The 14861-nt window shown below is 68.8% G+C and carries 16 protein-coding genes; 14 read left to right on the forward strand and 2 right to left on the reverse strand.

Translation table 11 applies throughout. The annotated features are described in order from the left end of the window. Window positions 1-91: 91 nt before the first annotated feature. Genes alc through FHU31_RS11005 form a run of 3 tightly spaced genes read left to right on the forward strand, consistent with a single transcriptional unit; the run spans window position 92 to window position 2654 of the window. Entirely contained in the window at window positions 92-1105 is a 1014-nt protein-coding gene (gene alc / locus FHU31_RS10995) for an allantoicase (protein WP_167158207.1), read from the forward strand. Then, the gene (locus FHU31_RS11000; RefSeq protein WP_263988032.1) at window positions 1102-1620 is read left to right on the forward strand and encodes a hypothetical protein; all 519 of its coding nucleotides are present in this window, start codon (window positions 1102-1104) and stop codon (window positions 1618-1620) included. The genes alc and FHU31_RS11000 overlap by 4 nt, the downstream gene beginning before the upstream one ends. Next, window positions 1617-2654: an isopenicillin N synthase family dioxygenase gene (locus FHU31_RS11005; protein ID WP_167158211.1), complete on the forward strand. Its 1038-nt coding sequence runs from the start codon at window positions 1617-1619 to the stop codon at window positions 2652-2654. The genes FHU31_RS11000 and FHU31_RS11005 overlap by 4 nt, the downstream gene beginning before the upstream one ends. 13 nt (window positions 2655-2667) lie before the next feature. Here the strand turns inward: FHU31_RS11005 and FHU31_RS11010 are convergent, their stop codons facing one another. After that, complete coding sequence (locus FHU31_RS11010) at window positions 2668-3753, reverse strand: iron-siderophore ABC transporter substrate-binding protein (RefSeq protein ID WP_167158213.1); 1086 nt, start codon at window positions 3751-3753, stop codon at window positions 2668-2670. Window positions 3754-3892: 139 nt separating this feature from the next. Between FHU31_RS11010 and ctaD the strand changes: the two genes are divergently transcribed. From ctaD to FHU31_RS11025, 3 genes are read left to right on the forward strand one after another with little or no spacing between them, the layout of a single operon-like run. Then, on the forward strand, window positions 3893-5638 hold the full coding sequence (gene ctaD, locus FHU31_RS11015) for an aa3-type cytochrome oxidase subunit I (protein WP_167158215.1): 1746 nt from the start codon (window positions 3893-3895) through the stop codon (window positions 5636-5638). Window positions 5639-5642: 4 nt separating this feature from the next. After that, complete coding sequence (gene serB / locus FHU31_RS11020; protein WP_167158217.1) at window positions 5643-6875, forward strand: phosphoserine phosphatase SerB; 1233 nt, start codon at window positions 5643-5645, stop codon at window positions 6873-6875. A gap of 46 nt (window positions 6876-6921) precedes the next feature. Beyond that, window positions 6922-7233, forward strand: coding sequence for a hypothetical protein (locus tag FHU31_RS11025; protein ID WP_167158219.1), 312 nt, complete (start codon window positions 6922-6924; stop codon window positions 7231-7233). Here FHU31_RS11025 and yczR read toward each other — a convergent pair whose 3' ends face one another. Beyond that, window positions 7234-8694, reverse strand: a complete 1461-nt coding sequence (gene yczR / locus FHU31_RS11030) for a MocR-like transcription factor YczR (RefSeq protein ID WP_167158221.1) — start codon at window positions 8692-8694, stop codon at window positions 7234-7236. 62 nt (window positions 8695-8756) lie between these two features. Here yczR and FHU31_RS11035 point away from each other — a divergent pair, with 62 nt between their 5' ends. The 8 genes from FHU31_RS11035 (at window position 8757) to FHU31_RS11070 (ending at window position 14860) form a co-directional block, all read left to right on the forward strand. Continuing rightward, window positions 8757-8900 (forward strand): hypothetical protein, encoded by a 144-nt coding sequence (locus FHU31_RS11035; RefSeq protein ID WP_167158223.1) that lies wholly within the window; start codon window positions 8757-8759, stop codon window positions 8898-8900. Next, entirely contained in the window at window positions 8897-9583 is a 687-nt protein-coding gene (yczE, locus tag FHU31_RS11040; RefSeq protein WP_167158225.1) for a membrane protein YczE, read from the forward strand. Before FHU31_RS11035 ends, yczE begins: the two co-directional genes overlap by 4 nt. After that, complete coding sequence (locus tag FHU31_RS11045) at window positions 9544-10383, forward strand: ABC transporter ATP-binding protein (RefSeq protein WP_167158227.1); 840 nt, start codon at window positions 9544-9546, stop codon at window positions 10381-10383. Before yczE ends, FHU31_RS11045 begins: the two co-directional genes overlap by 40 nt. Next, on the forward strand, window positions 10380-11210 hold the full coding sequence (locus FHU31_RS11050) for an NUDIX hydrolase (protein ID WP_167158229.1): 831 nt from the start codon (window positions 10380-10382) through the stop codon (window positions 11208-11210). The genes FHU31_RS11045 and FHU31_RS11050 overlap by 4 nt, the downstream gene beginning before the upstream one ends. Beyond that, window positions 11207-11920, forward strand: coding sequence for an enoyl-CoA hydratase (locus FHU31_RS11055; RefSeq protein WP_167158231.1), 714 nt, complete (start codon window positions 11207-11209; stop codon window positions 11918-11920). Before FHU31_RS11050 ends, FHU31_RS11055 begins: the two co-directional genes overlap by 4 nt. 9 nt (window positions 11921-11929) lie before the next feature. Continuing rightward, entirely contained in the window at window positions 11930-12958 is a 1029-nt protein-coding gene (locus tag FHU31_RS11060) for a class I SAM-dependent methyltransferase (protein WP_409371226.1), read from the forward strand. Then, window positions 12916-14112, forward strand: coding sequence for a THUMP-like domain-containing protein (locus FHU31_RS11065; RefSeq protein WP_167160908.1), 1197 nt, complete (start codon window positions 12916-12918; stop codon window positions 14110-14112). Before FHU31_RS11060 ends, FHU31_RS11065 begins: the two co-directional genes overlap by 43 nt. 61 nt (window positions 14113-14173) lie before the next feature. Next, window positions 14174-14860, forward strand: a complete 687-nt coding sequence (locus FHU31_RS11070; protein WP_167158233.1) for an esterase — start codon at window positions 14174-14176, stop codon at window positions 14858-14860. The last annotated feature ends 1 nt before the right edge of the window (window position 14861 follow it).

The following is a 14861-nucleotide window of genomic DNA, read 5'->3' on the forward strand; positions in this document are numbered from 1 at the left end:
ATCCCTCTCTATCTGTCGGCGGTCGGGGTGAGGGATGTCGTGACGCGGCCAACCCGCGCAGCCCTTGGCCGCTCTCGGGATCGTTGAACCTGTGACCGACGTGGATCTCGCCTCCCGTGTCGTCGGTGGCAGTGTGGTGGCCGCCAGCGACGAATCCTTCGGGTTCAAGGAACGGCTCGTCGACCCGTCGGAACCCGCCTTCGTGCCGGGCACCTATGACCTGCGCGGTGAAGTGGTCGACGGGTGGGAGACCCGCCGGCACGCCGGGCCCGGCGGTGACTGGGTGATCATCCGGCTGGGCGTGCCCGGCCGCCTGCACACCGTCGACGTCGATACCCGGTTCTTCTCCGGAAACCACCCGACCGCCTGCGCGGTGGACGCGTGTGCCCTGGACCGCACCGACGATCCGGCCGGACCTGCGGTGGTCTGGACGCCGGTGGTGGAAACGACGGCGCTCAAAGCGGATTCGCACAACCTGCTGGCCGTGACGGATCGGCGCCGGTGGACGCACCTGCGGCTGCGATTACAGTCCGACGGCGGCGTCGCCCGGCTACGCGCCTACGGCGAGGTGGTGCCGGACCCGGCGTTGTGGGCCGATGTCACCGTCGAGGTGTCCGGCCTTGAGCAGGGCGGGTGCGTCGAATGGTGCAGCGACAGCTTCTATTCCAGCGCCGCTTCGCTGGTCGCCCCGAACCGGCCGCACAATATGGGCGACGGTTGGGAGACCCGCAGGCGCCGCGATATCGGGCCCGAGACCCATGATGCGGTGATCATCTCCTTCGCGGTGCCCGCCGACCTCCGGCAGATCGAGGTCGACACGTCGTACTTCGTGTTCAACGCCAGTCGGGAGGTGTCGGTGCTGGGCAGCCGGTGTACGCCCGATCGTGAACACGGCTGGGGGCTGGTCGCATTCGACGTCCCGGTGCTGTCGCGCACCCGGTTGATCCCCGACGCGCGGCAGGTGTTCTGCGTCGACGTGCCCGCCGTGACGGCGCTACGGGTGCAGGCCTACCCCGACGGTGGAATCGCCCGGGTGCGGGCGTTCGGCGTACCCACCGCCGACGGACTGCGCACGCTGCGGGACCGATGGGAGGAAAGTTCGTGACGGTCCTGATGACCGATTGCGTCGGGCTGTGGCGGCGCACCCTGCTGATCGAGCCGGATGGCACCCGCAACACCGAACCCGGTGTGCTGTGGCTGCAGGGGCCGACGGCTTATGTCGACTCGCGCGGCTTCGCGGGCACCCTGCACCAGAACGGCGACATCTTCGCATGGCACCGCGCCATCGACGTGCAGCCCCCGGGGCCGTTCCCGGATGCGGGCGTGATGACGTGGGACGGCGACACCCTGATCGAAACCGGTGTGCACGAGGACTACGTCGAGCACTGGGTCCGTGATCCGGGCGCGGCCACCCCGGCCGGAGCGCTGCACCTGTCCGGGCCGGACGGTGCGCAGGCGCTGCTGGTTCGTGCCGGAGCCCTGTTCGGCTGGGCCGACCGCACCCAGGTGGTCATCGGTGCCGACCACCGGGCACTCGGAATCGTCATATCCGGCAAGGATATCCAGGCCAACGGCGTGCGCTGGACAGTGGAGAAATCGGAAGGGAACGTGGATTCATGAGTGGCGTCACGTCATTCACATCGGTGCCCGTCATCGATATCAGCGGGTTGTACTCACCGGAGCGTACCGAGCAGGAGCGGGTGGCCGCCGAGATCGGCCGGGCGGCAGCGGAGGTCGGCTTCTTCTACATCAGCGGCACCGGCGTCGACGAGTCGCTGTTCGAGCAGATGCTGGCTGCGGTCAAGGAGTTCTTCGCGCTGCCGGTGGAAGAGAAGATGCGCAACTACATCGGGCTGTCCCGGTGCCACCGCGGCTATGTGCCCGTCGGTGAGGAAGGACTCGAGGGGACCACCCCGGATCTGAAGGAGGCGTTCGACACCGCGCTGGACCTGCCCGCCGACGATCCGGATTACCTGGCCGGCAATCCGATGCTGGGCCCCAACGCCTGGCCGGCACTGCCGGGTTTCGCCGAGGCGGTCACCGCGTACTACCAGGCGCTGCTGGGAGTGGGGCAGCGGCTGCTGTGGGCATTCGCGGTCGCGCTCGGTGAGGATCCCGAGGTGTTCTCCCGGCACGCCACCAAGACCCCGAGCCAGTTACGCCTCATCCATTACCCGCACAATCCGGATGCGAAGGACAGCATCGGGATCGGCGCCCATACCGACTACGAGTGCTTCACCCTGCTCAAGCCGACCGCCCCCGGACTGGAGGTGCTCAACGGGGCGGGCGAGTGGATCGACGTCCCGCCGGTGCCCGGGGCCTTCGTCGTCAACATCGGTGACCTGCTGGAGCTGTGGACCAACGGCGCGTTCGTGGCCACCAGCCACCGCGTCCGCAAGGTCGCCGAAGAGCGCTACTCGTTCCCGCTGTTCTTCAACGTCGACTACCACACCGAGGTCAAACCGCTGCCGCAGTTCGCTTCCGCGGATGCCAAGCCCCGCCCGACATTGCGGGCCGGGGAGCACCTGTTCGCGCAGACCGCGCAGACCTTCGCCTATCTGCGGCGCCGGATCGAGACCGGGCAGCTGGTGCTCCCGGAGGGCTCGCTGGGCCTGGGGCAGTTCGGCCAGCAGGCGCTGCAGGGCGTCGAATGACCCGGCGCGCGGTCTAGTTGATCGGCGCGTTCAGCCAGCGCAGGTCATCGAGGATGCCGCGGGCGGCCACCACACCGCGCCCGGTCTGCCACACCTCGTTGTTGACGATGAACACCCGGTTGTCCCGGTTGGCCGAGAGCTTGCGCCACGCCGGGCTGTCCAGCACGCCGGCCGCGCGCTCCTTGGCGGCGGGGGAGTCGAAGGACAGGTAGACGATATCGCCGTCGGCGGCGGACAGGTCGGCATCCGGTGCCAGCTCGATGTACGGCTTGTCGGTGAAGCGTTGGGCGGCAGGGCGATCCACGCCGACCGCGTGCAGCACGCTCGCCGGGAAGTTGTCGGCCCCGTAGACCCGCACGGTGTTCTCGGTGAACTGCACCACCGATGCCTGGAAATGCGTGGCGTCGTTCTGCTGCCCGGTCTTGCGGGCGTCCTGGGTGAACTCGTCGAGCACCCGGGCGGCGGCTTCGGGTCGCCCGACCGCCGCGGCGACGGTGCGCAGGGTGTCCTGCCAGCCCGCCCCCGACGCCCCGGTGAAGACGGTGGGCGCGATCTGGTTCAGCGCGCCGAAGTCGGTCGGTGTCAGCGCCGACGAGCCGAGGATCAGGTCCGGGGTGGCACGCCCGACGGCAGCCAGATCGGGTGATGCCGGATCACCCAGGCCGGGTGAACCGTGGATCACCGCGCCCAAGTAGGAGGGTTGCGGCTGCGTCGTCCCGACGATCCGGCCCTGCAGGCCCAGCGCGCACAACGCGTCGAGCTGATCGCCGGACAGCGCCACGATGCGCTGTGGGTCGCCCTGTACCTCCGTCGTGGTGGGCACACCGGCGGCCGGGGCGTTACCGACCTGTCGCGGAGCGGGATCGGCCGGTGCCGGCTCGGCGGCGCACGAGTCATCGGGGCGGCGCTGGTTGCCCAACACCCCGGCGCTGGCGATGCGGGTGGTGCTGGTGACCGGCGCGCCGGAGGCGGGGCTCGGCGCGGCCTGCTCCTGACTGCCACAGCCGGTCAACAAGGTCAGTGCCACTGCCGAAACGATGGACGTGACCCCGACGACCCGGCCGGTGAGCCGGGCGATGCGCGCGGTGGGAAACAGCACGTCGCCGACGGTAACATCCAGCCGTCGAAGCGAAACTACGACAGTTTGTAGGACCCATGCCGCCGCGGGCGGTCACGGGGGATAAGATCACGAACAGACCAGTGCCGGGATGACCCGTCGACTTTTTATGGAGGATCTGTTGGTAGCCGAAGCGCCCCCAATCGGAGAACTCGAGGCACGGCGTCCGTTCCCGCAGCGGATGGGCCCCAAGGGCAACCTGATCTACAAGCTGATCACGACGACCGATCACAAGCTGATCGGCATCATGTACTGCGTCGTCTGCTTCAGTTTCTTCCTGGTCGGTGGCCTGATGGCGCTGCTGATGCGCACCGAGCTCGCGCTGCCGGGGCTGCAGTTCCTCTCCAACGAGCAGTTCAACCAGCTGTTCACCATGCACGGCACGGTGATGCTGCTGTTCTACGCGACCCCGATCTTCGCCGGGTTCGCGAATCTTGTGCTGCCGCTGCAGATCGGTGCGCCGGACGTGGCCTTCCCCAGGCTCAACGCCTTCGCCTTCTGGCTGTTCCTGTTCGGTGCGCTGATCGCGATGGGCGGCTTCATCACCCCCGGGGGCGCCGCCGACTTCGGCTGGACCGCCTACTCGCCGCTGACCGACGCCATTCACTCGCCGGGTGCCGGTGGTGACCTGTGGATCATGGGCCTGGCCGTCGGTGGTCTGGGCACCATCCTGGGTGCCGTCAACTTCATCACCACGGTCGTCTGCATGCGCGCCCCGGGTATGACGATGTTCCGGATGCCGATCTTCACCTGGAACGTGCTGGTGACCTCGATCCTCATCCTGATCGCCTTCCCGATCCTGACCGCGGCGCTGTTCGGTCTGGCCGCCGACCGTCATCTGGGTGCGCACGTGTACGACCCGGCCAACGGCGGTGTGCTGCTGTGGCAGCACCTGTTCTGGTTCTTCGGCCACCCCGAGGTGTACATCATCGCGCTGCCGTTCTTCGGCATCGTCAGTGAGATCTTCCCGGTGTTCAGCCGCAAACCGATCTTCGGCTACACCACGCTGATCTACGCGACGCTGGGTATCGCGGCCCTGTCGGTGGCGGTGTGGGCGCACCACATGTACGCCACCGGTGCGGTGCTCCTGCCCTTCTTCTCGTTCATGACGTTCCTGATCGCGGTGCCCACCGGGATCAAGTTCTTCAACTGGATCGGCACCATGTGGAAGGGGCAGTTGACCTTCGAGACACCGATGCTGTTCTCGGTCGGCTTCCTGATCACCTTCCTGCTCGGTGGCCTGTCCGGTGTGCTGCTGGCCAGCCCGCCGCTGGACTTCCACGTCACCGACAGCTACTTCGTCATCGCGCACTTCCACTACGTGCTCTTCGGCACCATCGTGTTCGCCACCTATGCGGGCATCTACTTCTGGTTCCCGAAGATGACGGGCCGGTTGCTCGACGAGAAGCTGGGCAAGCTGCACTTCTGGCTGACCTTCATCGGCTTCCACACCACCTTCCTGGTCCAGCACTGGCTGGGTGACGAGGGCATGCCGCGCCGCTACGCCGACTACCTGCCCACCGACGGGTTCACCACGCTGAACGTCATCTCGACCATCGGCGCCTTCATCCTGGGCATCTCCACGCTGCCGTTCGTCTGGAACGTGTTCAAGAGCTGGCGCTTCGGCGAGCCCGTCGTGGTCGACGATCCGTGGGGCTACGGCAACTCGCTGGAGTGGGCCACGTCCTGCCCGCCGCCGCGGCATAACTTCACCGAGCTGCCCCGGATCCGTTCGGAGCGGCCGGCATTCGAGCTGCACTACCCGCACATGGTGGAGCGGATGCGCGCCGAGGCGCACATCGGCCGGGCACACGGTCCTGCCGACGGCGACGTCACCCGGCTCGACGACGAGAACGTCCGCACCTGAATCGGTGAGTAATTCGAAGGTGTCGGTCCTGATCACCGTCACCGGACTCGACCAGCCCGGCGTCACATCGGCGCTCTTCGAGGTGCTCTCACGGCATCACGTCGAGTTGCTCAACGTCGAGCAGGTGGTGGTCCGGAGTCGGCTCACGCTGGCGGTGTTCGTCTCGGCCTCCGCCGAGGTGGCCGACGGCACGGTGTTCGCCGACGACATCCGAGCCGCCATCCACCGGGTGGGGCTGGATGTCACCATCGAGCGCAGTGCCGATCTGCCGGTGATGCGCGAGCCGTCCACCCACACCATCGTGGTGCTGGGCCGGCCGATCACCGCCGAGGCATTCGGTGTGGTGGCCCGCAAGGCCGCCGGGCTCGGTGTGAACATCGACACCATCCGGGGCGTGTCCGACTACCCGGTGACCGGTTTGGAACTGCGGGTGTCGGTGCCGGCCGGCGCGGCGTACGGCCAGTTGCAGGCGGCGATGGCGCAGGTCGCCGTCGAACTGGGCATCGATATCGCGCTGGAGGACTACAGCCTGTCCCGGCGGGCCAAACGGCTCATCGTGTTCGATGTCGACTCGACCCTGATCCAGGGCGAGGTGATCGAGATGTTGGCTGCGCGTGCCGGCGCCGAGGCCAAGGTGGCGGCGATCACCGAGGCCGCCATGCGCGGCGAACTGGATTTCGAGGAGTCGTTGCGGGAACGCGTCTCGACCCTGGCCGGGCTGCCCGCCGAGGTCGTCGACGAGGTGGCCGACGAGCTCGAGCTGACCCCCGGAGCCCGCACCACCATCCGCACCTTGCGTCGGCTGGGCTTTCACTGCGGTGTGGTGTCCGGTGGATTTCGCCAGGTCATCGAACCGCTGGCGCACGAACTGATGCTCGACTACGTCGCCGCCAACGACCTGGAGATCGTCGACGGCAAGCTGACCGGACGGGTCGTCGGACAGATCATCGACCGGCCGGGCAAGGCCAAGGCACTGCGCGACTTCGCCCAGCAGGCCGGCGTCCCGATGGAGCAGACGGTCGCGGTCGGTGACGGCGCGAATGACATCGACATGCTCGCGGCCGCCGGACTGGGAGTGGCGTTCAACGCCAAACCCGCCCTGCGTGAGGTCGCCGACGCCTCGCTGAGCCACCCCTACCTGGATACGGTGCTGTTCATCCTCGGGGTGACCCGCGGGGAGATCGAAGCCGCCGACGCCGTCGACGGCACCGTGCGCCGGGTCGATATCCCGGACTAGCAGCGCTATGGCGACGCGGCCGGGGTCGGGCCTTTACAGTGGAGGCATGTTGTTGGTGAAACGGACGATACTTCTCGGTGCATGCGCGGCCGCGATCTCCGGTGGGGCGGTTGTGCTGGCCGCGCCGGCGTCGGCGGACTGCCCGTGGGGTACCCGGCCGAGCCACTTCGAGGGTGTGTGTGTCGCCGGAGCCGGCAAGGGCAGCAGCACCAGCGGTAACGCCGTCGTTCCGCCGCCGGATGCCTCGCCGCCGCTGGTGCAGACCCTGCCGGGCGGTCAGTTGTCGTCGGTCGCCGGTATCCCGTGCACCCCGGAGAACATGGGCCGGTGCATCGCCCTGCAGCAGAGCCAGGGCTAGCTACACCACCACCGCGTGCGATTCGGGCTCGACCGCACCGGTGATCGAACCCCAGGCCCGTGCCATGAGGTCGACGGCCTCCTCCAGCGCAGCCTCGGGCAGCGCATAGGGGACCCGCACGAACCGCTCCAACGTGCCGTCCACCCCGAACCGCGGCCCGGCAGGCAGATCCAGCCCCAACCGTGATGCCGAAGCCGACAATGCCGTGCTCATCGGTGCGGGCAGCTTGACCCACAGCGAGATCCCGTTCGGCCCGGGCCCGGGCTGCCAGTCGGGCAACCGGCGCGCCAGCAGATCCAGCAGGTAGGCCCTGCGCGTGCGCAGCAGTCCTCGTCGTTCCGCGAGCACCTCATCGCGCTGTTCGAGAAGCCTTGCCGCCGTGAGTTGTTCGAGTATCGGGGTGCCGAGGTCCACCGATGGCCGGATGGCCGCGATGGTGGCCAGGGTGTGGCGTTCGGCCCGGATCCAGCCGACCCGCAACCCGCCCCAGAATGATTTGGACATGGACCCGACGGTGAGCACCAGATCACGGCGCGCCACCGTGGCGGCCAGCGGTGCCGGGGGCGCCTCGTCCATCCACATATCCATGATCGACTCGTCGATGACGGTACGCGTGCGGGTGTCGGAGATGATGTGCCCCAGTCGGATTCGCTCATCTGCCGGCATGGTGAACCCGGTCGGATTGTGGTTGTCCGGGATCAGGTAGGCCAAGCTGGGGGCGAGTTGCCGGATGGCCGCGTGCATCGCGTCCAGTTCCCAGCCGTCGTCGGCGAGAGAGACGGGCACGGCGCGCGCCCTGGCGGTCGAAATGGCCGACAGCGCACCGTGATACGTCGGTTGTTCGACGAGCACGCGGTCGCCGGGCTCGGTGAAGGCGGCCAGGATCAGCCCGATGGCGTGCTGAGCGCCGCTGGTGATCATGATCTGGCCGGGGTCGGTCGGTAGTCCGCGTTCGCAGTACCGCTGGGCGACGGCGGTGCGCAGGGCGCAGACCCCGGTGGGGTCGAGGCCGGTCTCGCCGAGATACGGGGTGATATCGCGGGTGGCCGCGGCGAACGCTTCCAGCACCGCCCCGCTCGGGGCCGACATCGCCGCAGCGGCCAGGCTGACGTTGACGCCCGCGGTAGGTTCGGTCGGGCGCGCCTGGCGCGCCTCGTTCATCGGGCGCGGTGGCAGCGCGGCAATGCTGCGCGCACCGCGACGGGCCAGCAGGTAGCCGTCCTCGCGGAGTTGGGTGAATGCCGCGGTGACCGTGGTGCGCGATACCCGCAGGGCGTCGGCGAGGGCACGCTCACTGGGCAGCCGCGACCCGACGGGCACCCGGCCGTCAACGATCAGCAGCCGGATGGCGTCGGCCAATCCCGAGTACGCGGGTCCGCTGGCACTGGACGTCCGCCAGTTACCCAACTCGCGGGCCAAAAGGTCCTCATCGAGTGATCTGGCCGCCATTTCTATCGACATTGATGCCAGTATCGCCGAACTGGCTATTGAATGGCAAGCCAATCTGGCTCGAAACTGGGCGCATGAGGAAGAACTGGCTATCTCGACTGGCCTCGAAGTATCCCCGCTCCGGGCCCGACAACCGCGTCACACCCAAGGACACCGACGCCCGCCGGGTGCACAGCGAGCTGGACGCCATCCGCGCCCGTTTCCCGGACCACTCATGAGGGGCCTGACTCGCGGGTCGCTGCTGCTGACCGGACTCATCGGCTACGGCCTGTCGATGGCGATGATGGTGCGCGCCGGTCTCGGCCTCGACCCGTGGGACGTCTTCCATCAAGGGCTGACCCGGCACACCCCGATGACGATCGGCATCGCCTCTGCGGTGGTCGGTGTCGTCGTGCTCCTGGCCTGGATCCCGCTGCGCAACAAGCCGGGTGTCGGGACCATCGCCAACGTCATCGTCATCGCCGTGACGGTCGACGCCGGCCTGGCCGTGCTCACCACGCCGGGCTCGCTGCCCGCCCGCATCGCGTTGATGCTCGGCGCCGTCGTGCTCAACGCCGTGGCCACCGTCCTCTATATCGGCGCCGGATTGGGTCCCGGTCCCCGGGACGGCCTGATGACCGGGCTGGTGGCTCGCACCGGTTTGTCGGTGCGGCTGGTCCGCACCTCGATCGAGGCAGGCGTGCTGGCGGTCGGCTGGTTGCTCGGCGGCACCGTGGGCGTGGGCACGGTGGTGTACGCCTTCGGGATAGGCCCGCTGGTGCAGCTGATCCTGCGGATCATGCCGCGCCGGCTGCTGTTCCATGACTTCGGCGCTGCGGGGCGCTCCCGAGCCGGGCGGGGGCTCGACACTACGATGAGCGAGTGCCCGACAGTGAACGTGAAGCCGATCCAGACCTGCTGATCGATTTCGCCAGGGTCACGCTTCGCCGCGGCGGAAAGACCCTGGTCGGGCCGCTGGACTGGGCCGTCGAACTCGACGAGCGCTGGGTGGTGATCGGGCCCAACGGCGCAGGCAAGACCTCGCTGCTACGCATCGCCGCGGCCGTCGAACACCCCTCGTCGGGAACCGCGTTCGTGCTGGGTGAGCGGCTCGGCCGCACCGACATGGCCGAACTGCGCAGCCGGGTCGGGCTGTCCAGTTCCGCTCTGAGTCAGCGGATCCCCGACGACGAGGTGGTCCGCGACCTCGTCATCTCCGCCGGGTACGCGGTGCTGGGCCGCTGGCGGGAGACCTACGAGGACGTCGACTACGAACAGGCCGTCGACATGCTGGAAAGCGTCGGCGCCGAGCACCTGGCCGAACGTACCTACGGCACGCTGTCCGAGGGTGAGCGCAAGCGCGTGCTGATCGCACGGTCGCTGATGACCGATCCGGAACTCCTGCTGCTCGACGAACCCGCGGCAGGTCTGGACCTCGGCGGCCGCGAGGAACTGGTGTCCCGGCTGGCCGACCTGGCCGCCGACCCGGACGCCCCGGCCATCGTGCTGGTCACCCATCACGTCGAGGAGATCCCGCCCGGCTTCAGCCACTGCCTGCTGCTGTCCGAGGGTGCGGTCGTCGCATCCGGCCTGCTGACCGATGTGCTGACGTCGGAGAACCTGTCCACCGCCTTCGGGCAGTCGATCGCCCTGGAGGTCATCGACGGACGCTACTTCGCGCGGCGCGTGCGCAGCCGCGCGGCACACAGGAGGCGTGCATGACCGAAGAACCCCTACCGGCCCGGCCGGCCGCAACGGTGATGCTGGTCCGGGACACCCCGGGCGGTATCAACGTGTTCCTGATGCGCCGGCATATGAACATGCAGTTCGTCGCCGGGACCACGGTGTTCCCCGGTGGCGGTGTCGACGACCGCGACCGCAACGCCGACATTGCCTGGCACGGGCCGGATCCCGCGTGGTGGGCGGAGCGCCTCGGGGTGGACACCGACCTGGCGCTGGCACTGGTCTGCTCGGCGGCCCGTGAGACGTTCGAGGAGTCCGGGGTGCTGTTCGCCGGGCCGGCAGACGATCCGGACGGCATCGTGGCCGACGCCTCGGTGTACCGCGAGGCGCGCAAGGACCTCGACGCCAAGACGCTGTCCTTCGGTGACTTCCTGCGGTCGGAGAAGCTGGTACTGCGCACCGATCTGCTGCGGCCGTGGGCCAACTGGGTGACCCCGAAAGAGGAACGCACCCGGCGGTACGACACCTACTTCTTCGTCGGCGCCCTGCCGGAGGGCCAGCGCGCCGACGGCGACAACACCGAGACCGACCGCGCGTACTGGGCCACCCCGGAATCTGCGCTCGACGACTTCGCCGAGGGCCGCACCTTCCTGTTGCCGCCGACCTGGACGCAGCTGGACTCGCTGGCCGGCCGCGAGGTGTCCGACGTGCTCGCGGTGCAACGCCAGATCGTGCCGGTGTCCCCACACCTGGTGGTCACCGACGGCAACTGGGAGATCGAGTTCTTCGACAGCGGGCGCTACAACGAGGCCCGCAACCGCCGCGCACCGGACGGGTACGCCAATTCCGACGTGTCGCCGTCGTGAGGGAGTTCGTCACCACCGCGGTGAACGACGGGATCGGCACCCTGGTGCTGTCTCGCCCCCCGGGCAACGCGCTGACCAGGCAGATGTACCGGGAGATCGGCGAGGCGGCCGCGGAGCTCGGTGGCCACCCGGGCGTCGCCGCGGTGATCCTGTTCGGCGGGCACGAGGTGTTCTGCACCGGCGACGACGTCCCCGAACTGCGCAGGCTGCATCCCAGCGACGCCGAGAGCGTCACCGCCGCCTGCCGCGCCGCGATCGCCGCGGTGGCCGGCATCCCGAAGCCGACGATCGCCGCCGTGACGGGGTACGCGCTCGGCGCAGGGCTGGCCCTGGCGCTGGCCGCCGATCGGCGGGTGTCGGGCGACAACGTGAAATTCGGTGCCACCGAGGTGCTGGCCGGACTGCTCCCCGCTGCCGGGACGGCCGGCCTGGTCCGCGCGATCGGGGTCAGCCACACCAAGGACCTGGTGTTCAGCGGCCGGTTCGTCGGCGCCGAGGAGGCGCTGGACCTCGGGCTGATCGACGAGATGGTGGCCCCGGACGGCGTCTACGACGCGGCGCTGGCCCGGGCGCGCCGATTTCTGGAGGCACCCGCACATGTGCTCGCGGGCGCCAAGGCGATGGTCGACGGCGCTGGTGCGGCGATCGATGGCGCTGATCACGGGGTGCGGCACTACGTCGAAGTCTTCGGAACGGTGGCCGGCAGTTAGGCTGCCCATATGACGAGCACGGACCACACGCCAGACGTTGCTGCTGACGCCGACCTCATGCCCGATGTCGCCGCCGGAGCGGCTCCGGCCCCTAACCCGCACGCCACGGCCGAACAGGTCGAGGCTGCGCTGAAGGACACCAAGCTGGCGCAGGTGCTGTACCACGACTGGGAAGCCGAGACCTACGACGACAAGTGGTCCATCTCGTATGACCAGCGTTGCATCGACTACGCCCGGGGCCGGTTCGACGCCATCGTCCCCGACGAGGTTCAGCGTGAGCTGCCCTACGACCGAGCCCTCGAGCTGGGCTGCGGGACGGGCTTCTTCCTGCTCAACCTGATCCAGGCCGGGGTGGCCCGGCGCGGATCGGTGACCGACCTGTCCCCGGGCATGGTCAAGGTCGCCACCCGCAACGGTCAGGGCCTGGGCCTGGACATCGACGGCAAGGTCGCCGACGCCGAGGGCATCCCGTACGAGGACAACACCTTCGACCTGGTGGTCGGCCACGCCGTGCTGCACCACATCCCCGATGTGGAGCTCTCGCTGCGCGAGGTGGTCCGGGTGCTCAAGCCAGGCGGCCGGTTCGTCTTCGCCGGGGAACCGACCAGCAAGGGCAATGTCTACGCACGCAACCTGTCCACCCTGACGTGGCATCTGTCCACCAACATCACCAAGCTGCCGGGCCTGGAGGGCTGGCGTCGCCCGCAGGCCGAGCTCGACGAGTCGTCACGCGCCGCGGCGCTGGAGGCCGTGGTGGACCTGCACACGTTCGAGCCGTCGGATCTGGAACGGATGGCCACCAACGCCGGCGCCGTTCAGGTCGCCACCGCCAGCGAGGAATTCACCGCCGCGATGCTCGGGTGGCCGATCCGCACCTTCGAGGCTTCGGTGCCCCCGGGTCGATTGGGTTGGGGCTGGGCCAAATTCGCGTTCAACAGCTGGACGTCGCTGAGCTGGGTGGACGCCAACGTGTTGCGCCGGGTGGTGCCGAAGGGCTGGTTCTACAACGTCATGGTCACCGGGGTCAAGCCGTCGTAGCCTGGAGCGTCGAGGATGTCGCCTACCTGCGCAGCGACGCAGGCCGGGCGGCACTTGTCGAGGTGGGTGGCTATCGGCTGACCGACTCCTCGCGGGTCGCTGATATCGCCTCCGCACGAACACGTTTCGGCGACCGAACGGCCGTGCTGGTGGAGACGGTGCTCTTGCGCCGGCGCGCCGCGGCCAAGCTCGGCGACCCATCGGGATGGTTGTTCACCGATGACGCACTGCAGCAGTGCACCGCCGAACCGGTGGCCCGGCACCGCGCCCGGCGGCTGGCCGGGAGGCGCGTGCACGACGTCACCTGCTCTGTCGGCGCGGAGCTGGCCGCGTTACGGCACACCGCCGCGCTGGTGCTGGGCAGCGATCTCGACCCGGTGCGACTTGCCATGGCCCGTAACAACGTTGGGGGAGTGGACCTGTGCCGTGCCGATGCGCTGGTGCCGGTCACCCGCGACACCGTCGTGGTGGCCGACCCGGCCCGACGCAGTGCGGGACGGCGGCGGTTCGACCCACGCGATTACACCCCGGCGCTGGACCTGCTGCTCGAGGCGTACCGCGATCGCGACCTGGTGGTGAAATGCGCGCCGGGAATCGATTTCGGCCGGCTCGGTGAGCTCGGCTTCCACGGTGAGATCGAGCTGTGCTCACTGGGCGGCAGCGTGCGCGAAGCCTGCTTGTGGTCGTCGGGCCTGGCGACCGCCGGACGGCGGGCCATCCTGCTCGACCGGGGCGAGGAGGTCACCGACACCGATCCCGACGAATGCCGGGTGGCCCCCGTGGGCCGGTGGATCGTCGACCCCGACGGAGCCGTGGTGCGGGCCGGACTGGTGCGCCAGTACGGAACGCGGCACGGGCTCTGGCAGCTCGACCCCGATATCGCCTACCTGTCCGGGGACGAACTGCCGAACGGCGTGCGGGGTTTCGAGGTGCTCGCGCAGATCGGCTTCGACGTGAAACTGCTGCGCCGTGAACTCGCCGCGCGCGATGCCGGCGCGGTGGAGATCCTGGTGCGTGGTGTGGACGTGGACCCGGACGAATTGCGGCGGCGTCTCAAACCGCGGGGTGCCGCGCAGCTCAGCGTGGTGATCACCCGGCTCGGTACCGGGGCGCACAGTCACGCGGTGGCGTTCATTTGTCGGCCGTCACGATAGCGCCACAGGTACCCTGGCGGCGGCGGCGCCGATGCCGCCCTGGCCCCGGAGGATTCACCCGATGCGCGTTCTGACGCTGGCTGTATCTCTTGTGCTGCTGGGGTCCGCCAGCACCGGGGTGGCCGCCGCCGCCCCACCGAAATGCTCGGATGTGGGTGGTACGGCCGGCGCCGGGGCGACCTGCGTCATCACGGCCAACGATCCGGCCTACACGCTCAACATCTCCTTCCCGACCGACTTCCCGAACCCGAACGCCGTCTTCGATTACGTGAAGCAGACCAGGGACGGGTTCATCAATGTGGCCAAGACGCCCGACTCGCGCGGTATGCCCTACGAGTTGGACACCACCACCACCCAGTACAGCTCTGCGGTGCCCCCGCGCGGGACACAGACGGTCGTGTTCACCACCTACCAGAACGTCGGCGGCGCGCACCCGCTGACCTTCTACAAGGCGTTCAACTGGGATCAGGCCTACCGCAAGCCGATCACGTTCGAGACCCTGTTCCGCCCGGACACCCAGCCCCTGCCGGTGATCTTCCCGATCGTGCAGGCCGAGCTGGCCAAGCAGTCCGGACTGCCCGATCCGGTGTCACCCACGGCGGGTCTGGACCCCGCGAACTACCAGAACTTCGCGATCACCAATGACGCGATCATCTTCTTCTTCAGCCAGGGCGAGTTGCTGCCCGAAGCCGCCGGAGCCGTTCAGGTCTCGGTACCGCGCGGCCCGATCGACGCGATGATCGCCTGAT

The organism is Mycolicibacterium fluoranthenivorans, assembly GCF_011758805.1.
Classification (GTDB): domain Bacteria; phylum Actinomycetota; class Actinomycetes; order Mycobacteriales; family Mycobacteriaceae; genus Mycobacterium; species Mycobacterium fluoranthenivorans.

What these genes read in the sequence shown, in the direction of transcription:
- FHU31_RS11035 (WP_167158223.1), top strand. Translation starts at nt 8,757, where the DNA reads ATGAGGAAGAACTGGCTATCTCGACTGGCCTCGAAGTATCCCCGCTCC.
- FHU31_RS11050 (WP_167158229.1), top strand. Translation starts at nt 10,380, where the DNA reads ATGACCGAAGAACCCCTACCGGCCCGGCCGGCCGCAACGGTGATGCTG.
- FHU31_RS11005 (WP_167158211.1), top strand. Translation starts at nt 1,617, where the DNA reads ATGAGTGGCGTCACGTCATTCACATCGGTGCCCGTCATCGATATCAGC.
- yczR (WP_167158221.1), bottom strand. Translation starts at nt 8,694, where the DNA reads ATGTCGATAGAAATGGCGGCCAGATCACTCGATGAGGACCTTTTGGCC.
- FHU31_RS11070 (WP_167158233.1), top strand. Translation starts at nt 14,174, where the DNA reads ATGCGCGTTCTGACGCTGGCTGTATCTCTTGTGCTGCTGGGGTCCGCC.
- FHU31_RS11025 (WP_167158219.1), top strand. Translation starts at nt 6,922, where the DNA reads ATGTTGTTGGTGAAACGGACGATACTTCTCGGTGCATGCGCGGCCGCG.
- FHU31_RS11060 (WP_409371226.1), top strand. Translation starts at nt 11,930, where the DNA reads ATGACGAGCACGGACCACACGCCAGACGTTGCTGCTGACGCCGACCTC.
- yczE (WP_167158225.1), top strand. Translation starts at nt 8,897, where the DNA reads ATGAGGGGCCTGACTCGCGGGTCGCTGCTGCTGACCGGACTCATCGGC.